Annotated in this window: 16 protein-coding genes and 1 tRNA gene; 8 read left to right on the top strand and 9 right to left on the bottom strand. The window is 58.8% G+C overall.

Going from position 1 to position 14454, the window contains the following annotated elements:
• Window positions 1-83: 83 nt before the first annotated feature.
• Window positions 84-1265, bottom strand: a complete 1182-nt coding sequence (locus B3Q33_RS11445; RefSeq protein WP_273009934.1) for an acetyl-CoA C-acyltransferase — start codon at window positions 1263-1265, stop codon at window positions 84-86.
• A gap of 459 nt (window positions 1266-1724) precedes the next feature.
• Between B3Q33_RS11445 and B3Q33_RS11440 the strand changes: the two genes are divergently transcribed.
• From B3Q33_RS11440 to B3Q33_RS11410, 7 genes are all read left to right on the top strand, one after another.
• The gene (locus tag B3Q33_RS11440; RefSeq protein WP_035249390.1) at window positions 1725-2312 is read left to right on the top strand and encodes a superoxide dismutase; all 588 of its coding nucleotides are present in this window, start codon (window positions 1725-1727) and stop codon (window positions 2310-2312) included.
• Between the two features lie 170 nt (window positions 2313-2482).
• A complete protein-coding gene (locus B3Q33_RS11435; protein ID WP_035249392.1) occupies window positions 2483-3016 on the top strand; it encodes a hypothetical protein in 534 nt (177 codons plus the stop codon).
• A gap of 117 nt (window positions 3017-3133) precedes the next feature.
• Complete coding sequence (locus tag B3Q33_RS11430; protein ID WP_272962698.1) at window positions 3134-4000, top strand: hypothetical protein; 867 nt, start codon at window positions 3134-3136, stop codon at window positions 3998-4000.
• Window positions 4001-4055: 55 nt separating this feature from the next.
• Window positions 4056-4736, top strand: a complete 681-nt coding sequence (locus B3Q33_RS11425; protein WP_272962699.1) for a hypothetical protein — start codon at window positions 4056-4058, stop codon at window positions 4734-4736.
• A 45-nt stretch (window positions 4737-4781) separates the two neighbouring features.
• A tRNA-Leu gene (locus B3Q33_RS11420) sits at window positions 4782-4866 on the top strand.
• A 339-nt stretch (window positions 4867-5205) separates the two neighbouring features.
• On the top strand, window positions 5206-5403 hold the full coding sequence (locus tag B3Q33_RS11415; RefSeq protein WP_272962693.1) for a hypothetical protein: 198 nt from the start codon (window positions 5206-5208) through the stop codon (window positions 5401-5403).
• 55 nt (window positions 5404-5458) lie between these two features.
• Window positions 5459-5671, top strand: coding sequence for a hypothetical protein (locus B3Q33_RS11410; protein WP_035249401.1), 213 nt, complete (start codon window positions 5459-5461; stop codon window positions 5669-5671).
• 44 nt (window positions 5672-5715) lie between these two features.
• On the opposite strand, the gene B3Q33_RS11405 is transcribed toward B3Q33_RS11410, so the two are convergent.
• From B3Q33_RS11405 to B3Q33_RS11385, 5 genes are all read right to left on the bottom strand, one after another.
• Window positions 5716-6657 carry a patatin-like phospholipase family protein gene (locus B3Q33_RS11405; RefSeq protein WP_035249403.1) on the bottom strand — a complete coding sequence of 314 codons (942 nt, stop codon included), beginning with the start codon at window positions 6655-6657 and terminating at the stop codon, window positions 5716-5718.
• Window positions 6658-6675: 18 nt separating this feature from the next.
• Entirely contained in the window at window positions 6676-8160 is a 1485-nt protein-coding gene (locus B3Q33_RS11400; protein ID WP_272975060.1) for a flavin-containing monooxygenase, read from the bottom strand.
• 13 nt (window positions 8161-8173) lie between these two features.
• Window positions 8174-8947 carry an SDR family NAD(P)-dependent oxidoreductase gene (locus B3Q33_RS11395; RefSeq protein WP_272962691.1) on the bottom strand — a complete coding sequence of 258 codons (774 nt, stop codon included), beginning with the start codon at window positions 8945-8947 and terminating at the stop codon, window positions 8174-8176.
• A gap of 2 nt (window positions 8948-8949) precedes the next feature.
• The gene (locus B3Q33_RS11390; protein ID WP_035249408.1) at window positions 8950-9570 is read right to left on the bottom strand and encodes a TetR/AcrR family transcriptional regulator; all 621 of its coding nucleotides are present in this window, start codon (window positions 9568-9570) and stop codon (window positions 8950-8952) included.
• A gap of 280 nt (window positions 9571-9850) precedes the next feature.
• Window positions 9851-10351: a DUF1289 domain-containing protein gene (locus B3Q33_RS11385; RefSeq protein ID WP_035249410.1), complete on the bottom strand. Its 501-nt coding sequence runs from the start codon at window positions 10349-10351 to the stop codon at window positions 9851-9853.
• Window positions 10352-10547: 196 nt separating this feature from the next.
• On the opposite strand from B3Q33_RS11385, the gene B3Q33_RS11380 reads away from it, so the two are divergent.
• Complete coding sequence (locus tag B3Q33_RS11380; protein ID WP_272962690.1) at window positions 10548-11141, top strand: DUF2846 domain-containing protein; 594 nt, start codon at window positions 10548-10550, stop codon at window positions 11139-11141.
• Window positions 11142-11416: 275 nt separating this feature from the next.
• Here the strand turns inward: B3Q33_RS11380 and B3Q33_RS11375 are convergent, their stop codons facing one another.
• The 3 genes from B3Q33_RS11375 to egtB form a co-directional block, all read right to left on the bottom strand.
• A complete protein-coding gene (locus B3Q33_RS11375) occupies window positions 11417-11941 on the bottom strand; it encodes an acyl-CoA thioesterase (protein ID WP_035249412.1) in 525 nt (174 codons plus the stop codon).
• 213 nt (window positions 11942-12154) lie between these two features.
• A complete protein-coding gene (gene egtD, locus B3Q33_RS11370; protein ID WP_035249414.1) occupies window positions 12155-13123 on the bottom strand; it encodes an L-histidine N(alpha)-methyltransferase in 969 nt (322 codons plus the stop codon).
• Window positions 13120-14325: an ergothioneine biosynthesis protein EgtB gene (gene egtB / locus B3Q33_RS11365; protein WP_273009962.1), complete on the bottom strand. Its 1206-nt coding sequence runs from the start codon at window positions 14323-14325 to the stop codon at window positions 13120-13122. Before egtB ends, egtD begins: the two co-directional genes overlap by 4 nt.
• Window positions 14326-14454: the final 129 nt, after the last annotated feature.

The following is a 14454-nucleotide window of genomic DNA, read 5'->3' as shown; positions in this document are numbered from 1 at the left end:
ACAGAGGGCAGGGAATGAGGACGCCGCCAACAAAAAACGGGGCCTGAAGGCCCCGTCTGGTCTGGCATTAAGCGTTGAGCGTATTACAGCAGCTCGATGGCTACCGCCGTCGCTTCACCACCGCCGATGCACAGGCTGGCCACACCGCGCTTGCCGCCGGTGCGCTTGAGCGCGTGGATCAGTGTGAGAATGATGCGTGAGCCAGTGGAGCCCACTGGGTGACCCAGGGCACAGGCGCCGCCGTGGATGTTCACCTTCTCGTGAGGAATGCCCAGGTCGATCATCGGCATCATCGCCACCATGGCGAAGGCTTCGTTGATCTCGAACAGATCCACGTCGTCCACGGTCCAGCCGGCTTTCTTCATCACCGCTTCGGTGGCACCGATGGGGGCAATGGTGAATTCGCTGGGGTGTTTGCTGTTGGTCGCGTGAGCCAGGATGCGGGCCAGCGGCTTGAGGCCACGCTCATTGGCCACGGATTCGCGGGCCAGTACCAGCGCAGAGCCGCCATCGGAGATGGAGCTGGCGTTGGCGGCGGTGACGGTGCCGTCTTTGGCGAAGGCCGGACGCAGGGTGGGGATCTTGTCGATGTTGGCGTTGCCGGGCTGCTCGTCGGTGTCGACAACCACTTCACCCTTACGGGTCTTCACGGTCACCGGCACGATTTCGTCCTTGAACCAGCCGTTGTCGATGGCGGCATTGGCGCGGTTCAGGGATTCGATGGCGTAGTTGTCCATGTCTTCGCGGGTAATGGAGCGCTTGTCAGCCACTTCCTGGGCGAAGGAGCCCATCAGGCGGCCGGTTTCCGCATCTTCCAGGCCATCCAGGAACATGTGGTCAAACACCTGGCCGTGACCCATGCGCATGCCGCTGCGTGCCTTGTCCAGCACATAGGGAGCATTGGTCATGGATTCCATACCACCGGAAACGACGATGTCGTTGGTGCCGGCCTTGATGGAATCATAGGCGAACATAGTGGCCTTCATGCCGGAGCCGCACAGCTTGTTGATGGTGGTGGCACCGGTGTTGTCCGGCAGGCCGGCCAGACGCATGGCCTGGCGGGCCGGGCCCTGCTTGAGGCCGGCGGGCAGTACACAGCCCATGATGACTTCCTGCACGTCTTCCGGCTTCAGGCCGGCACGAGACACGGCTTCACGGATAGAGGCGGCGCCCAGTTCGGGAGCGGAAACCGCAGACAGGGAACCCTGGAAGCCACCCATGGCGGTACGGGCACCATTTACAATTACTACAGCATCATCAGACATCGTTTTCTCCTGCCAGCAAAATAGTACCTGAATCCGTGACTTCATCGCGGCGCCTGACGCAAGCCTTTGCAGCCACAGAAAATTTGTCTTCAGTCGATCGTATTCCCTGATACGACGCTTCTTCAGAAAATCCCCCGTGACAACAAATTCTTACGCCATGCATCCACGCTGAAGTCACGGATTCGGGTAGCAGTTATCAAAATTTGGGGCGCATTGTACTTGAAACAAGGGGGATACACCCCATCTCACAGGGACCTGCCGGTCACGGACCAGGCATTGGCGATAGGATTCGTCTATTGCAGCCAAAGGCAATCATGGTAAACCCCCGGTCCGTGGTGGAGATTGCCGCCGGTAGCTTGTTATTATCATTCAGCCGCTGAGGGCAGGCATGCCCTCAGCGGGGAATTTCTTTCTGTTGCCGAGCCGCAACAGAACAACATGATGTCAGGGGAAATGACTATGGCTTTTGAATTACCGCCGCTTCCGTTCGAGAAAAATGCACTGGAACCGCATATTTCTGCAGAAACTCTCGAGTATCATCACGGCAAGCACCACAATGCCTACGTGACCAAGCTGAACGACATGGTTGCCGGCACCGACAACGAAGGCAAATCCCTGGAAGAGATCATCAAGAGCGCCCAAGGCGGTCTGTTCAACCAGGCCGCCCAGGTCTGGAACCACACCTTCTACTGGAACAGCCTGAGCCCCAACGGCGGTGGCGCTCCCACCGGTGATCTGGCTGCGGCCATCGACACCGCTTTCGGCTCCTTCGACGAGTTCAAGTCCCAGTTCAATGCCAAAGCGACCGGCAACTTCGGTTCTGGCTGGACCTGGCTGGTGAAGAACACCGATGGCAGCCTGGAAATCGTCAATACCGATGATGCGGATACCCCGATCGCCCACGACAAGGGCCAGACGCCGCTGTTCACCGTGGACGTGTGGGAACACGCCTACTACGTGGATTACCGCAATGCCCGTCCCAAGTATCTGGAATCCATCTGGAACCTGATCAACTGGGACTTTGCCGCCAGCAACTTTGCCGGTTAAGACGGCATATCCCATATAGGGGTACCGTTCAGGTAGTGAAAAAGGCCGCTTTTGCGGCCTTTTTCGTGTCTGTCTGGCGGTGGTGGGGGAAGTTTGCTAGCGTCCGTCCCGGGATATTGTCGGGGTTTGTGTGGTCCAACCCGCAGGTTCATGAAAATAACAGGTGTGATATGCGTTTTTTGGGAATCTTTTTTCTTGTGATGGGGTTGTCAGCCACCGCTGCCATGGCAGAAGGGCCGACGCCAGCCTCCGCCGAGCAAAAACAGAAAAGCCCCGAGCAGCAGGCCATGGATCAGTTGGCAGAAGCCGGCCTGCGCCAGGCACTGAAGGCCATCCAGAGCTCCGGTGGACTCTATCCTTTCGGCATGATTCAGTCCGGAGATACGGTGAGGGCGGTTGGCTATTCCGGCGACAGGGCCGACGCTCCAAGTGCAGAAGAGTGGGCCCAAGGCCTGTTTCGGCAGCTGCGTAAGATCGGCATGGAGCAACCGGATATCGAGCTGATGGCTCTGTTTCGCCTACACGAAGTCACCGCCGAAAATGGTGAAAAAGTCACGGGGGTATGGGCCCAGGTAGATCACCGCGATGTTCGCCCCTGGGTGATTTTCCTGCCGTTGCTCAAGAACGAAGAAGGCAAGCACGAGCTGGGCGATATGGTCTACTACGCCACCGAACAGCCGTTGTTCGAGAAAAGCGGCGAATAAATTTTTTAGATACAGGCAGGACTAAATGGGCGCTGTTCGGCAGCGCCGCAGTGCCCCCTGTGGCACTATCTGTCAATCGGCCCATGAACCGGACTATCCGGTATGCAGGACACAGGAATGACGCGAGATCGTGAAGTAAATCTGGGTAATCTGAATGATGTCACCGTGGATGATCATGGTGATGCCGGTCGCCGACCTTCTTCTGCCGGCAGCAACAAGCCCACGGAGAAGGGGGTGGGCAAGCCTCCCAAGGCCCCGAAAAAGCCGGTGCCGCCCTCCAGTGGTGGCGGCGGCGGTGGCTGGATGATTGCCTGTCTGGTGCTGGTGGTGCTGATCGCCGTGATGGGGGTCTGGTTCCAGAAACAGATGACCGTGCTGCAGTCACAGATGGACGAGCGCATTTCGGAATCCAGCCAGAAGCTGGGCAACCTCCAGTCCCGGTTATCTGCCACCGACGAGAGCCTGAACCAGTCGTCCGGGCAATTGCAGGATACGGTCCGCGCTCACGGCAAGAGGCTGGAAGAAAACAACACCGAAATCCGCAAGCTCTGGGATCTGAGCAACAAGCGTAACCGAGCGGATATCGCCGAGCAGAGCAAGAAATTGACCGCCTTGTCTGCCACCCTCAATGAGGTAAAAAAGGCCCAGGCCGGAGTGGATGGCAAACTGCAGGGGATCAGCAAGGACACCGCTGCCCTGAAAAAGCAGGTGGACAGCGCGGTGGCTGCTGTCAACAAGAGCAGTGAACAGTGGCAGACCCGCATCAGTCAGATGCAGACCCAGGTGGATGTGCTGGCGGAAAATATCAATCAACTGGAAAGCCAGCAGCAAAATCTGAAAAGCGGTCTGGCCAAGGTGGAAAAAAACCAGGCCGGGCTGGCAGCGTTGAAAGATCGGCTGGATGAGACAGAGGCGGCGATCGCGGCTTTTGATTCTTACCGGCTGCAGGTCAATAGTCGTTTGGACAAACTGGAAGGGCGCTGATCGGCCACGGGGGGTGGTGATCAGCTAAAAACAACAAGTAAAAGAGCGTCTTGCCATGGCCAAGTTGCCGGAAAGTAAAGAGCGGCGTTTACAGGGGTTGAATCAGGATGTACTGGCGGTAGCTACCCCGGTACCTGGGCCGGATCTGGAACCGATCAATCTGCGCACGCCCAAAAAAACCAAACCCATCTCGGTCAGCGAGGGTGGCCACTCCGGCTTGTTGTGGTTGTCCCTGGTGCTGGCGGTGATCGCCGTGCTGTTGGCCGCCAGCCAGTGGCTGGCCCACGCTGAAACCAGTCGTGAACTCAGTGAATTGCGAGAGCAGTACTATCAGCTGGCATCGCAGCGTCAGGGTGAGGCAAAAGAAGGCGCGCGCAGTCCGGCAAAAGCGCCTGCCACTTCTGACGTGTCTCCTGGTGATGTGGTGGTCAACAGCCTGCGTGACGATTTTCGCGAACTGAATGCGAAGGTACGCGGGATCACCGTTACCATGGCAAAACAGCGTAACAGCAACAACGAAAGCGCCGAGCTGGCCACGCGCCTGAACGAGATGGACAGCAAGTTGAATGGCCTGTCCTCACGGATCAGTCGTCTGGCCGAGCGTCCGAAAGCGGCGGCGATCCCGGTGGCACAACAGGCTCCGGACAACAGCGCCCAGCTATCCGCCCTGGCGGGCAAGGTGACCAAGATCGATAAAGACCTGCAGGCGCTTTACCGGATTCTTCAGGGGGGCTGATCCTGCTGGTAATTAACGATTAGCCTGCTAGAATACCCGCCCATTGCGCCAGTGGTGGAATTGGTAGACACGCCAGATTTAGGTTCTGGTGCCGAGAGGTGTGGGGGTTCAACTCCCTCCTGGCGCACCATCTCAAAGAAAGGCCGTAACAGCATTGCTGTTACGGCCTTTTGTTTTTTGGGCAAGCTTACGCCGGTTCAGTTGCGCCTACTGTAAAGATAGTTGCTCGCCCCTGAGATCGTCGGTCTGTAAAGGCCTCGAGGAAACGGCCCCGGGTTCTCCATAAACATTACCGGTTGGTTTATCCAGGTTTGGCAATAGGTTGCCCAGGTTTCTTATACCGCCACACTCTGGCCAGGGTCACTATCAAGTTAATTTCATTTGCCGCTAGTTTTTACCTTCTTTTCATACCGTTCAACTCTCATAGCCCTAACATGCGCCCTGTCGAATCCGCGAATCGGGGAAGGGTATGCGGTATTACCTCAGCAAGATAAAGGCCGACGAAGATACCTGGGAAATTCACACGGTGAATTGCCGGCATCTGCCAAATGGCACCGACCAGCGCATTTATCTGGGTGATTTCACCCACTGTATCCACGCCTTGCCAGTGGCCAAGCTCTACTTCCGCACCTTGCGGTTTTGCCCGGAATGCTCTCTGATCGCCTAGGTAGCTACTTGCGAGTTTGTCTCGCCCCGCGTAAAACAAAAGGGGAGGTGTCATTATGCGAGTACATACGCAAGGCAGAGAGCAAAAGACCGAACACTTTCCGCCGGGTAAAAAGCTTGAGGGGGATCGTGTGCGCCTTCTGGCGTTGGTCGCGTTGGCGGTGGGGGCGATGGTGTTAGGCGGGTTAATCTATGCAGAAGGCCAGGCCGCACACAGTTCATTGCATGGTATCAAGGCATCGCTGATGGAGGCGGTGGACTCACTCTAGACCATTTGGGGAAGCCGCCCGGCGAACCTCCCCGTGTTACCAGCCTAAAACGCGTTCTGTACGGTAACGGCCGTAGTCATTAGTGCCGTGTCCAGCACCTGGCGCCGCCGTGTCGGGTCCATCATGTTGAAACCAAAAGCCTGCAGGTCGTCTGCGTTGGGCTCCAAACGAATTACCCGCTTGCCCGCTTTTTCCAGTTTACTCACCTCCTGATCCACGATACCGGTCATGTAGCGGCGTACCCGACGCTCGATGGCGGCCAGGGGTGAGCGAGGCTTGTCCGGCTGCCGTGAGGCCATGGGCGCGAGAATGATTACCTCGTCTACGGCGCTGTCCACCAGTAGGTCCGCCGAGGTGGGAGAGGCGACACCGCCGTCAATGTAGCTGCGGTTGCCCAGGCTGACCGGTGGGCACCAGAAGGGGACCCCATAGGACGCGCAGACCGCATCGGCAATGGAGGCCTGCGGGGTGCCACCTTTGCCGAAGGGCACCCGTTTGCCGGTGGTGGTATCCACGGCCATGATCCAAGTGGCGGGGTGGGCTACCCAGTCTGCCCCTGCGGTAGCGTCGTTGATCAGTCGCCGGAAGGGCGCCATGTTGAACTGGCCCCGCGGCAGCAGGCCGCAGAAGGCAGTCAGCGGCGAGACTTCACCACGCAAGCCTTTCAGTACCAGCCGGGCACCGGTAAGGCTGGCGCCGGGCAGGGGGGGCAGGGCGCCGCCAGTGTCATGGTCATGATCCCAGCGGCACTGTTGGCTGGTGCCCTGCTGGCAGGCCAGCAACTGGGCCACGCTGACGCCGCTGCCCAGCAGGGTGGCCAGTACCGCGCCTGCTGAGGTGCCGATGAGAATATCGGCGTCGCGGGCATCCCAGTTCAGTTGCTGTTCCAGATGATGCAGGGCGGCGATGCTCCAGGCGCCGCCGGCGACGCCGCCGCAGCCCAGAACCAGGGCGCGACGTGGGGGCGTTTGGGTCGTGTTTGTCATAATCAGGACCTGTTCATATTAAAAGACGGGTTGGCTGGCAGGAGTCAGTGAGTAGCTGCCGGCATCAAAGTCCTTGAGCAGACGCTGCATTTCCAGCGTGCTCCAGGGGAAACCCACGCTGTTGAATCCGTTCTTGTCCAGGTAGTAGCTGGAGCAGCCGCCGGTGTTCCAGACCGTACCCTGCAGGTCTTTCTGCACCTTGCGGTTATAGGCTCTCTGGCTGTCGGCTTTCACTTCTACTCGGCTCAGTTGCTGGTCGCGCATGGTGTGCAGGGTGCTGAGGATATAGTTGATCTGCGCCTCGATGACGATAAAGGCGGAGTTGTGGCCGATGCCCAGGTTTGGCCCCAGCACCATGAAGGCGTTCGGCAAGCCGGCGATGGTGGTGCCGCGATAGGCCTGCATGCCGTCTTGCCACATGTCACTGAGTGACTCACCGGCATCGTTGAAGATGTGATCAGCAATGGGCGGTTCGGTGACGAAGAAACCGGTACCCAGAATGATCGTGTCCACCTCGCACTCGCTGCCGTCCTGACCCACCAGGGTGTTGCCGCGCACTTCCTGCAGGCCGGTAGCGAACACATCCACATTGCCCTGATTGAGCGCCGGGTAATACTGGTTGCTCATCAGTACCCGTTTGCAGCCCAAGGTGTAATCCGGGGTGAGCTTGTCACGCAGGGCCGGGTCCTTGATGGCCAGCCGGATATGCGCCTCGCCCAGTTTCTGGATCTGCCGAAGCAGGGCGGGTTTGCGAAAGCCGATGCCGAAGGTTTCAAAGCCGCCGTAGAGGGTCTTGCGCCAGGCGTTCAGGGTGAACGGCAGGCGGAAGAAGTTTTCCTCGAGTTTGGGGATGGGGTGGTCTGGCTTGGGCAGCACCCATTGCGGGGTGCGCTGGAACAGGGTCAGGTGCTTTACCTTCGGCTGGATTTCCGGCACAAACTGGATCGCCGAGGCGCCGGTGCCGATTACCGCTACCCGTTCGCCGCCCAGGTCGTGGTCATGGTCCCAGCGGGAGGAATGAAACAGCTTGCCCTGAAAATCCTTCAGGCCGGGAATGTTGGGAATGATTGGTTCGTGCAGGTAGCCGGAGCAGGCCACGATAGTGCGGGCCAGGTAGAGCCGATCGCCGGTCTGCACTTCCCAGAGGTTTTTGCTTTCCCGCCATTGGGCTCGTTCCACCGCCTGATTGAAGCGGATGTAATCGGGAATGGTGTGGCGCTGGGCGGTGTCGCGCACATAGTCGAGGATTTCCGCCTGCCCGGCGAAGGCCCGGCTCCAGTCCGGTTTTTGGGCGAAGGAATAGGAATACAACGCCGAGGGCACATCGCAGGCGCAGCCCGGGTAGGTGTTGTCCCGCCAGGTGCCGCCCAGATCTGCGGCCTTTTCCAGGATCACAAAGTTACCGAAGCCGGCTTCCCTGAGGCGAATGCCCAGGCCAATGCCGCTGATGCCGGCGCCCACGATCAGGACGTCATAAATCGGAGTATTGGCTTGCTGTGTCATGGCTTGTCCGGGGTCACTGGTTGGGTTGCGGGCTGAAGAAATCCATGGCCCGGTTAGTCAGATTCAGGTTGGCTACCTGCTTGGCGAGGGCGTAGACATCCGGATAGATCACCCGAGCTCCGCCCTTGCCGAAGGTGCGGTAAATGCGTTCGGCCAGTACCTCCGGTTTGCCGGTGGGGATATAACGTGACACCGGACCTTTTTTCACCTGGCTGCGCGCATGACTTTCCAGGCCGGAATGGATCGGTCCCGGATAGACGGTGATCACATTGACGCCCTGTTTTTTCAGGTCCAGCCGGGCAATTTCCGAGGCCAGGCCGATGCCGGCCTTGGCGCCGCCGTAGTAACTGCAGCCACGGATCGGCACGCGCCCGGCCATGCTGGCCACATTGATCACGCATCCGTTCTGGGCCTCCATCATGGCCGGCAGCGCCAGGTCCATGAGTCGCATGGGGGCGGTGAAGTTGATATCCAGCAGGCGCTTGCCTTGTTCCCAGCCGGTGCCGGTGATGCTGATGATGTCCATGATGCCGGCACAGTTGATCAGCACATCCACTGGCCCGCGGCGGTCCACCAGCGATTGCCACCAGGCGGGTAGAGCATCAATAGCGGTCAGGTCGCAGACTTCGGCCTGGGCATCATGGGTATTGGCGGCATGCTCGAGCGCCTCCGCATTCAGATCCACCAGGGTGATGCGGGCGTCAGGATGATGTCGGCGAAACTGCCCGGCGAGCTGGCCGCCGATGGCGCCGGCGCCGCCGGTAATCAGGATATGCGTTGGGGTCATGATTATTTGCTCTTGTTGTCGTGATTGGCGATGGCGAGCCAGCAGGCATCCCTGGCCCGTTTCAGGTCGTCGTCATCCAGGGTCAGGTAGCCCAGCCGTTCCGCCTTGAACACGCCCACAAAGGCCCCCCAGAACAGGGCGATGGCCAGGTCCGGTTTCATGATGTCGTTGAGCAATCCGGTGCGCTGACCGATCACCACCATGATGCCCAGGGGAATCAGCAGGCCCTGTTCCTGATGACGGCTTTCCGCGTCCAGGTAGTTGTGGTGATCCTGCATTTCCAGAAAACGAAAGGCATCCGGCTCCTCGCGGGCAAAGGCGGTGAGCCGGGCCCACAAGTTGTCGAACAGGCTGCGTGACGGGTGCATCAGATCCAGGTCGCTCAGCAACCGTTCCTGAAGACGACGTTTGCTGTCGCGGAACACGGCATTGATCAATGCTTCCTTGCTATCGAAATAGCGATACAAGGTGCCGACACCGACACCGGCTTCAGCGGCAATCGGTGGTACCGGTGTGCCGTGCAGGCCGTGCTCGGCAAACACCCGTAGAGCGGCACGAATGATCTGTTCGTGCTTGCGAGCTTCCTTGTTGTCGACCGGGGTCGTCCGGGCAGGGGTGGCCATGGCAGGTCTCACTCGACAGATGAATGAATGTTCATTCCGGAACTGTGCCATTGATTGATGTTTTTGTGGAAGGGTCATTTGGGGACAAATGAGAGAGGCAAGCCGTATGAGCGGCGATAGCCCAACAAAATCAAAAGCCTTTTCACCACAGAGGGCACAGAGCACACAGAGCAAAAGCCGCCTTTTGCTCAGTGATTTCTGTGCCTTCTGTGGTAAATCAGTCTTTTCAGAGTTTCGGCTACCGCGCCGCCAGCGACGCTCCTACGGATGGGGGTAGGGGTCAGATCAACCCCTTCTCCCGGGCGGCAAGCTCGGTGAGTTCGGCGGCGAGGGTGACCGGGCGAGCGTAGGAGCGGTCATAGTGGGCCCGGGCCAGGGCGTGGCATTCGGCACTGATCTGATCGTAGAGTTCTCGCGGCAACAGCCCCCGGGATGGGGGCAGGGCGCGCAGGCCGAAGCGGTCATAGGGGATCTGTTGTTTGCCGGCGGCCTTGAGCAGCTCCGGTACCCAGCCCTGGGGGGAAAGCTGGGTCTGGTAGCGCAGGTTCTGAAAGTCCATCTCTGCCGCCAGCCGGGCCGCATCGGTGACCACGAAATAGTTGTCCACCACCTGGCAGAGCAGCAGATTCAGCCGTTTCCAGACGATTTGCTTCTCTTCGTTAGTGTAACCATTCCAGTGCACCACCTCGTGACTGAAGCGGCAACAGCCACGACAGACCGTATCACCGAAGACGGTGGAACAGACGCCGATACAGGGGGTGTGGATACGATTAACTGCCATGGCGGAAGATTAGCAGAAAAGGCGGGGCAGGGTAGAGGAGGGACGAATCACTTGGCGGGAATTTGAGCACCTACCTTCATCTTGAGCAATACTCGCAAATCGGCCATAGTTAGCACCTTCATAAGCATTATCTTGCGCGGAATAATAAACAGGGTCGCCCCAGATCAACGGGAAGCGGCATCACTGGAGAATAATAATGCGATTGGCTGTGTTGCTGGCAGCTTGCCTGTGGACGCTTTCGGGATGCTCCAGCCTCGGTGTGGGAGTCCCCTCGACCCCCGGTGCCTTCATCCATGCCCCCCAGGGCAAGACCTTTAAACCCATGGATACGCTGGACCCGCGTAATGCCATGGTCTACATCTATCGTCCGATTACCCGTTGGGGCTATGAAGAGGTTCAGGCGCCGGTGTTTTTCCTGGACGCTTCCCAGCTGTTCGGTCTCAAGGCCGGGGCCTATAGCTGGCTGGAATTGCCCGCCGGCACCCATGACTTCTACGCTCGCCGCCCGCTCAGTGTGCTCTATCTGAAAATGGTGTTCGAGATGCCTTTGGAAGTGGAGGGCGGCAAGGACTACTACTTCCGCTACTCGGAAACCCGCCCGCTGGATATGGAAGAGCTGGTTGCCAATCCCCAGGATTACCAGCAAGCCGGGCCGTTACAGCAGGTACCCCGTGCCGTGGCCCTGCGCGAAATCGCTGACCTACGTCTGGATGAGCCGGGCGTCTACTATGCCGGCAAGGACAGTCAGGTGCCGCGCTGGGCGCCGTTCCATACCTACGCGACAGAATAATGATCGCTGCGAGTGGCTAGCTGCTCGCAAAAAAAAAAGCCCCGGCATGCCGGGGCTTTTTTCTGGAGAGGAATACACTTTCTACCAAGCCGCTGTAGGAACGGAGCTTGAGCCGCGAACAGGGCCATCGCGAACACGTATAGACCTTTCGAGTTCGGTAATGCCTGATCTCCCCCGGATCAAGTCCTTGGCAGGCTCTGCGGGCGGTTTCCTCGCTACGCGAGGTTCGCGGCTCAAGCGCCGCTCCTACAGCGGATTTTTCTGTTAGCTAGCAGCTAGTCACTCTCTGTCAGCCGTCGCTTGGTCTGCAGCAGCCGCTTCCACTGTTCCACATACTCCGGCAGGGCCGGGGAGGTCTGGTTGAAGCCGGTGATTTCCTGCAGGGTCTGGGGGCTGATGGATTTGCCGCCATAAACGTTGGCCACCCGCAGCAGGGCATGGGTGTGTAGTTTGCGCTGGGACTCGAAGCGCTGATCGTAGTACACGTATTTGTCGTCCCAGCCGAGAATGCGGGTGTGGACCTGGAACTGCTGGTAGGGGCGCAGTTCGCGGATATAGGAAATCTCGGTATTGGCCACCACGCCATTACAGCGCGCCTCGATCATGCGGTTGAGCAACCCGGTGACCACCGCATGTTCCAGTCGGCAGCGATCCATGAACTTCAGGTATTTGGCATTGTTCAGATGCATGTTCAGGTCAATATCCAGCAACCCCACCCGGTATTCCTGGGTGACAACATCAAACAGCTGGTGTGTGGGCGGCCGTTTACGACGGCGAGCCGCGCTGATCAGTTCGAGCATCCGATCTCCCTATGCCACGGTAGCCCGTGACCCCTTTTATTCTTTCGAAGACTGAATCGGCAAAAAAACGCGGTTCAGTATAACGGTACCAGTGCCAGTTCACACTATTCACTGATGTCAAAGTGGTCAGTTTTACAGTCTTTGCAGTCCTGGCCAACGTATGGCGTGCATTGCGGGTCGCTATGGACTGTGATTCAGAGGTAGTGCTGATGGTCAGGCACAGGCCAGATGCAGACTGAACAGGCTGTCACTATCGGTCCAGCAGGCGGAGGGTGTGAAACCGGCGGCGACCAGTTCGGCGGAAAATCCTTCGACGGTGAATTTGTAGGAATTTTCCGTATGAATACGGGTGCCGGCGGAGAGTGTCAGGCTATTTTTGCCGAGCTGGATGTGCTGGTCCTGCAGGCATTCCAGGTGCATTTCGATACGATTTTGCGCGCTGTTGTAGAACGCCAGATGGCGCATGGTGTCGGTATCGAAACCACAATCCAGTTCCCGGTTCAGATGATGCAGTGCATTCAGATTGAAGGCAGCAGTGAGTCCCCCGGCATCATTGTAGGCGGCATGGAGTTGTTCGCAGGGTTTCTGCAGATCCGCTCCGATCAGCAGGGAACCGCCGGGGCCCGCCAGTTCGCGCAGGCCGCGCAGGAAAGCCGCTCGCTGTGTCGGTTCAAAATTGCCGATGGTGGAGCCAGGAAAAAAAACCAGACGCCCCGGCTGTTGTAACCCCTCCGGCATGGCCATGGCCTGGCAATAATCCGCGCAAACGGCGCTGATATGTATCCGGGGGAAGTCGTCGGCCAGGCGCCGTGACGCGCCAAGCAGGCATTCCCGGGAAATTTCCAGTGGCATGTAGTGAGTCGGTTGCCAGGCATCGAGTAATACCCGCACCTTTTCACAACTGCCGGCACCGGGTTCGGCGATGGTGTGGATGCCGTCCAGCCGTGAATGAATCTCCCCGGCGTAGCGATGCAGCAAACTCGCTTCGGTGCGGGTGGGGTAGTACTCCGGGGTGCGGGTAATCCGGTCGAACAGGCTGGAGCCGGTTTCGTCATAGAAAAACTTGGGATGCAGCGTCGGTGTCGGTGCCCGCAGGGATTCACTGACTTCGGCCAGCATGTCGGTGGTGGGTGGCTGCAGGTCGAAGAAAGTCAGGTTGGGGCCGAGCTGTTGCTGGTTCACGACGGGTCTCCCGCAAGCCGGATGCCACTGAACTGCCAGCGGTGATGAGGGTAGAAAAAATTACGATAGCTGGCCCGCAAATGCTCCCGACTGCTGGCGCAGGAGCCGCCGCGCAGCACCATCTGGTTGCACATGAACTTGCCGTTGTATTCCCCCACGGCCCCCACCGCTGCTTGAAATCCCGGGTAGGGCAGGTAGGCACTGGCGGTCCATTCCCAGACATCACCGAACAGGTGAGCCATGGCGGTATCGCGGGCCTGACCGGGTGGGTAGCTACCGTTTTCCACAAAATGTCCTTGCAGGGGTTGCGCTGCCGCCGCGTGCTCCCATTCCTGTTCCGTGGGCAGCCGCTTGCCGGCCCAGCGGGCATAGGCATCTGCTTCGTAGTAATTCACATGGGCGAGAATCTGCCCAGCTTGTAGCGGTTGTAGTCCTGCCAGAGTGAAGTGCCGGTCAAGATCCTCGTGCCAGTAAAGCGGCCGCTGGCTATGTTGCGCCTGTACCCAGGCCCAGCCGTCAGACAGCCATAACTCCGGTCGTCGATAACCGCCATCCTCGATAAATGCGCGAAATTCGCCGTTACTGACCGGACGGTTTGCCAGCGTAAAAGGCTCCAGCCAGACCCGGTGGCGGGGTGTTTCGTTATCGAAAGCAAACCCCTGGCCGCTGGCACCGATTTCCACCAAACCGCCACTGAAAGATTGAAAACTCAGCGGTGCAGGGCTGTCTGCTTTGGCAAGAGGCTGGCCGAGAGTTGGCGCCAGCGGGTTGAAGGAGAGGCTGTATTTCAAATCTGTCAGCAGCAACTCCTGATGTTGCTGCTCATGATTGAGTCCCAGTGTCACAAGACCCGTCAGGCCCGGTTGTTGTTCGATAAGGCGGACCATGGCGTCGTCTACCTGCTGTCGCCAGGCATAGACGTCTTTATCGGTGGGGCGTGACAACAGATGGCGTTGAGGGCGGGCGAACTGTTCGCCAATGCCGTTGTAGTAGCTGTTGAACAGGTACTCGAATTGCGGTTGGAACACCCGATAGTCGGCGAGGTGGGGCTTGAGAAGGAAGGTCTCGAAGAACCAGGTGGTGTGGGCCAGATGCCAGCGGGGCGGGCTCACGTCGGCGCAGGCCTGCAGCCCCATGTCCTCGGTGAGCAAAGGGTCACAGAACTGTTCGCTGAAGGCCCGGATACGCTGGTAGCGCGCCATCAGTGTGGCGCTGGCGTCTTGTCTGGCGGTATCTGGCAAGGTTTGCCCTCCCAATCCGGTTGTCAAAGAGTGGCATCCACTTTGAGCGAAAGCAACAATGTGACGCGTGAACGGGGTGGGTATACTGCG

Origin of the sequence: Alcanivorax sp. UBA3183, from assembly GCF_002364155.1 — a bacterium.
GTDB classification, from domain to species: domain Bacteria; phylum Pseudomonadota; class Gammaproteobacteria; order Pseudomonadales; family Alcanivoracaceae; genus Alcanivorax; species Alcanivorax jadensis.
This window is presented reverse-complemented; position numbering and strand designations above follow the sequence as displayed.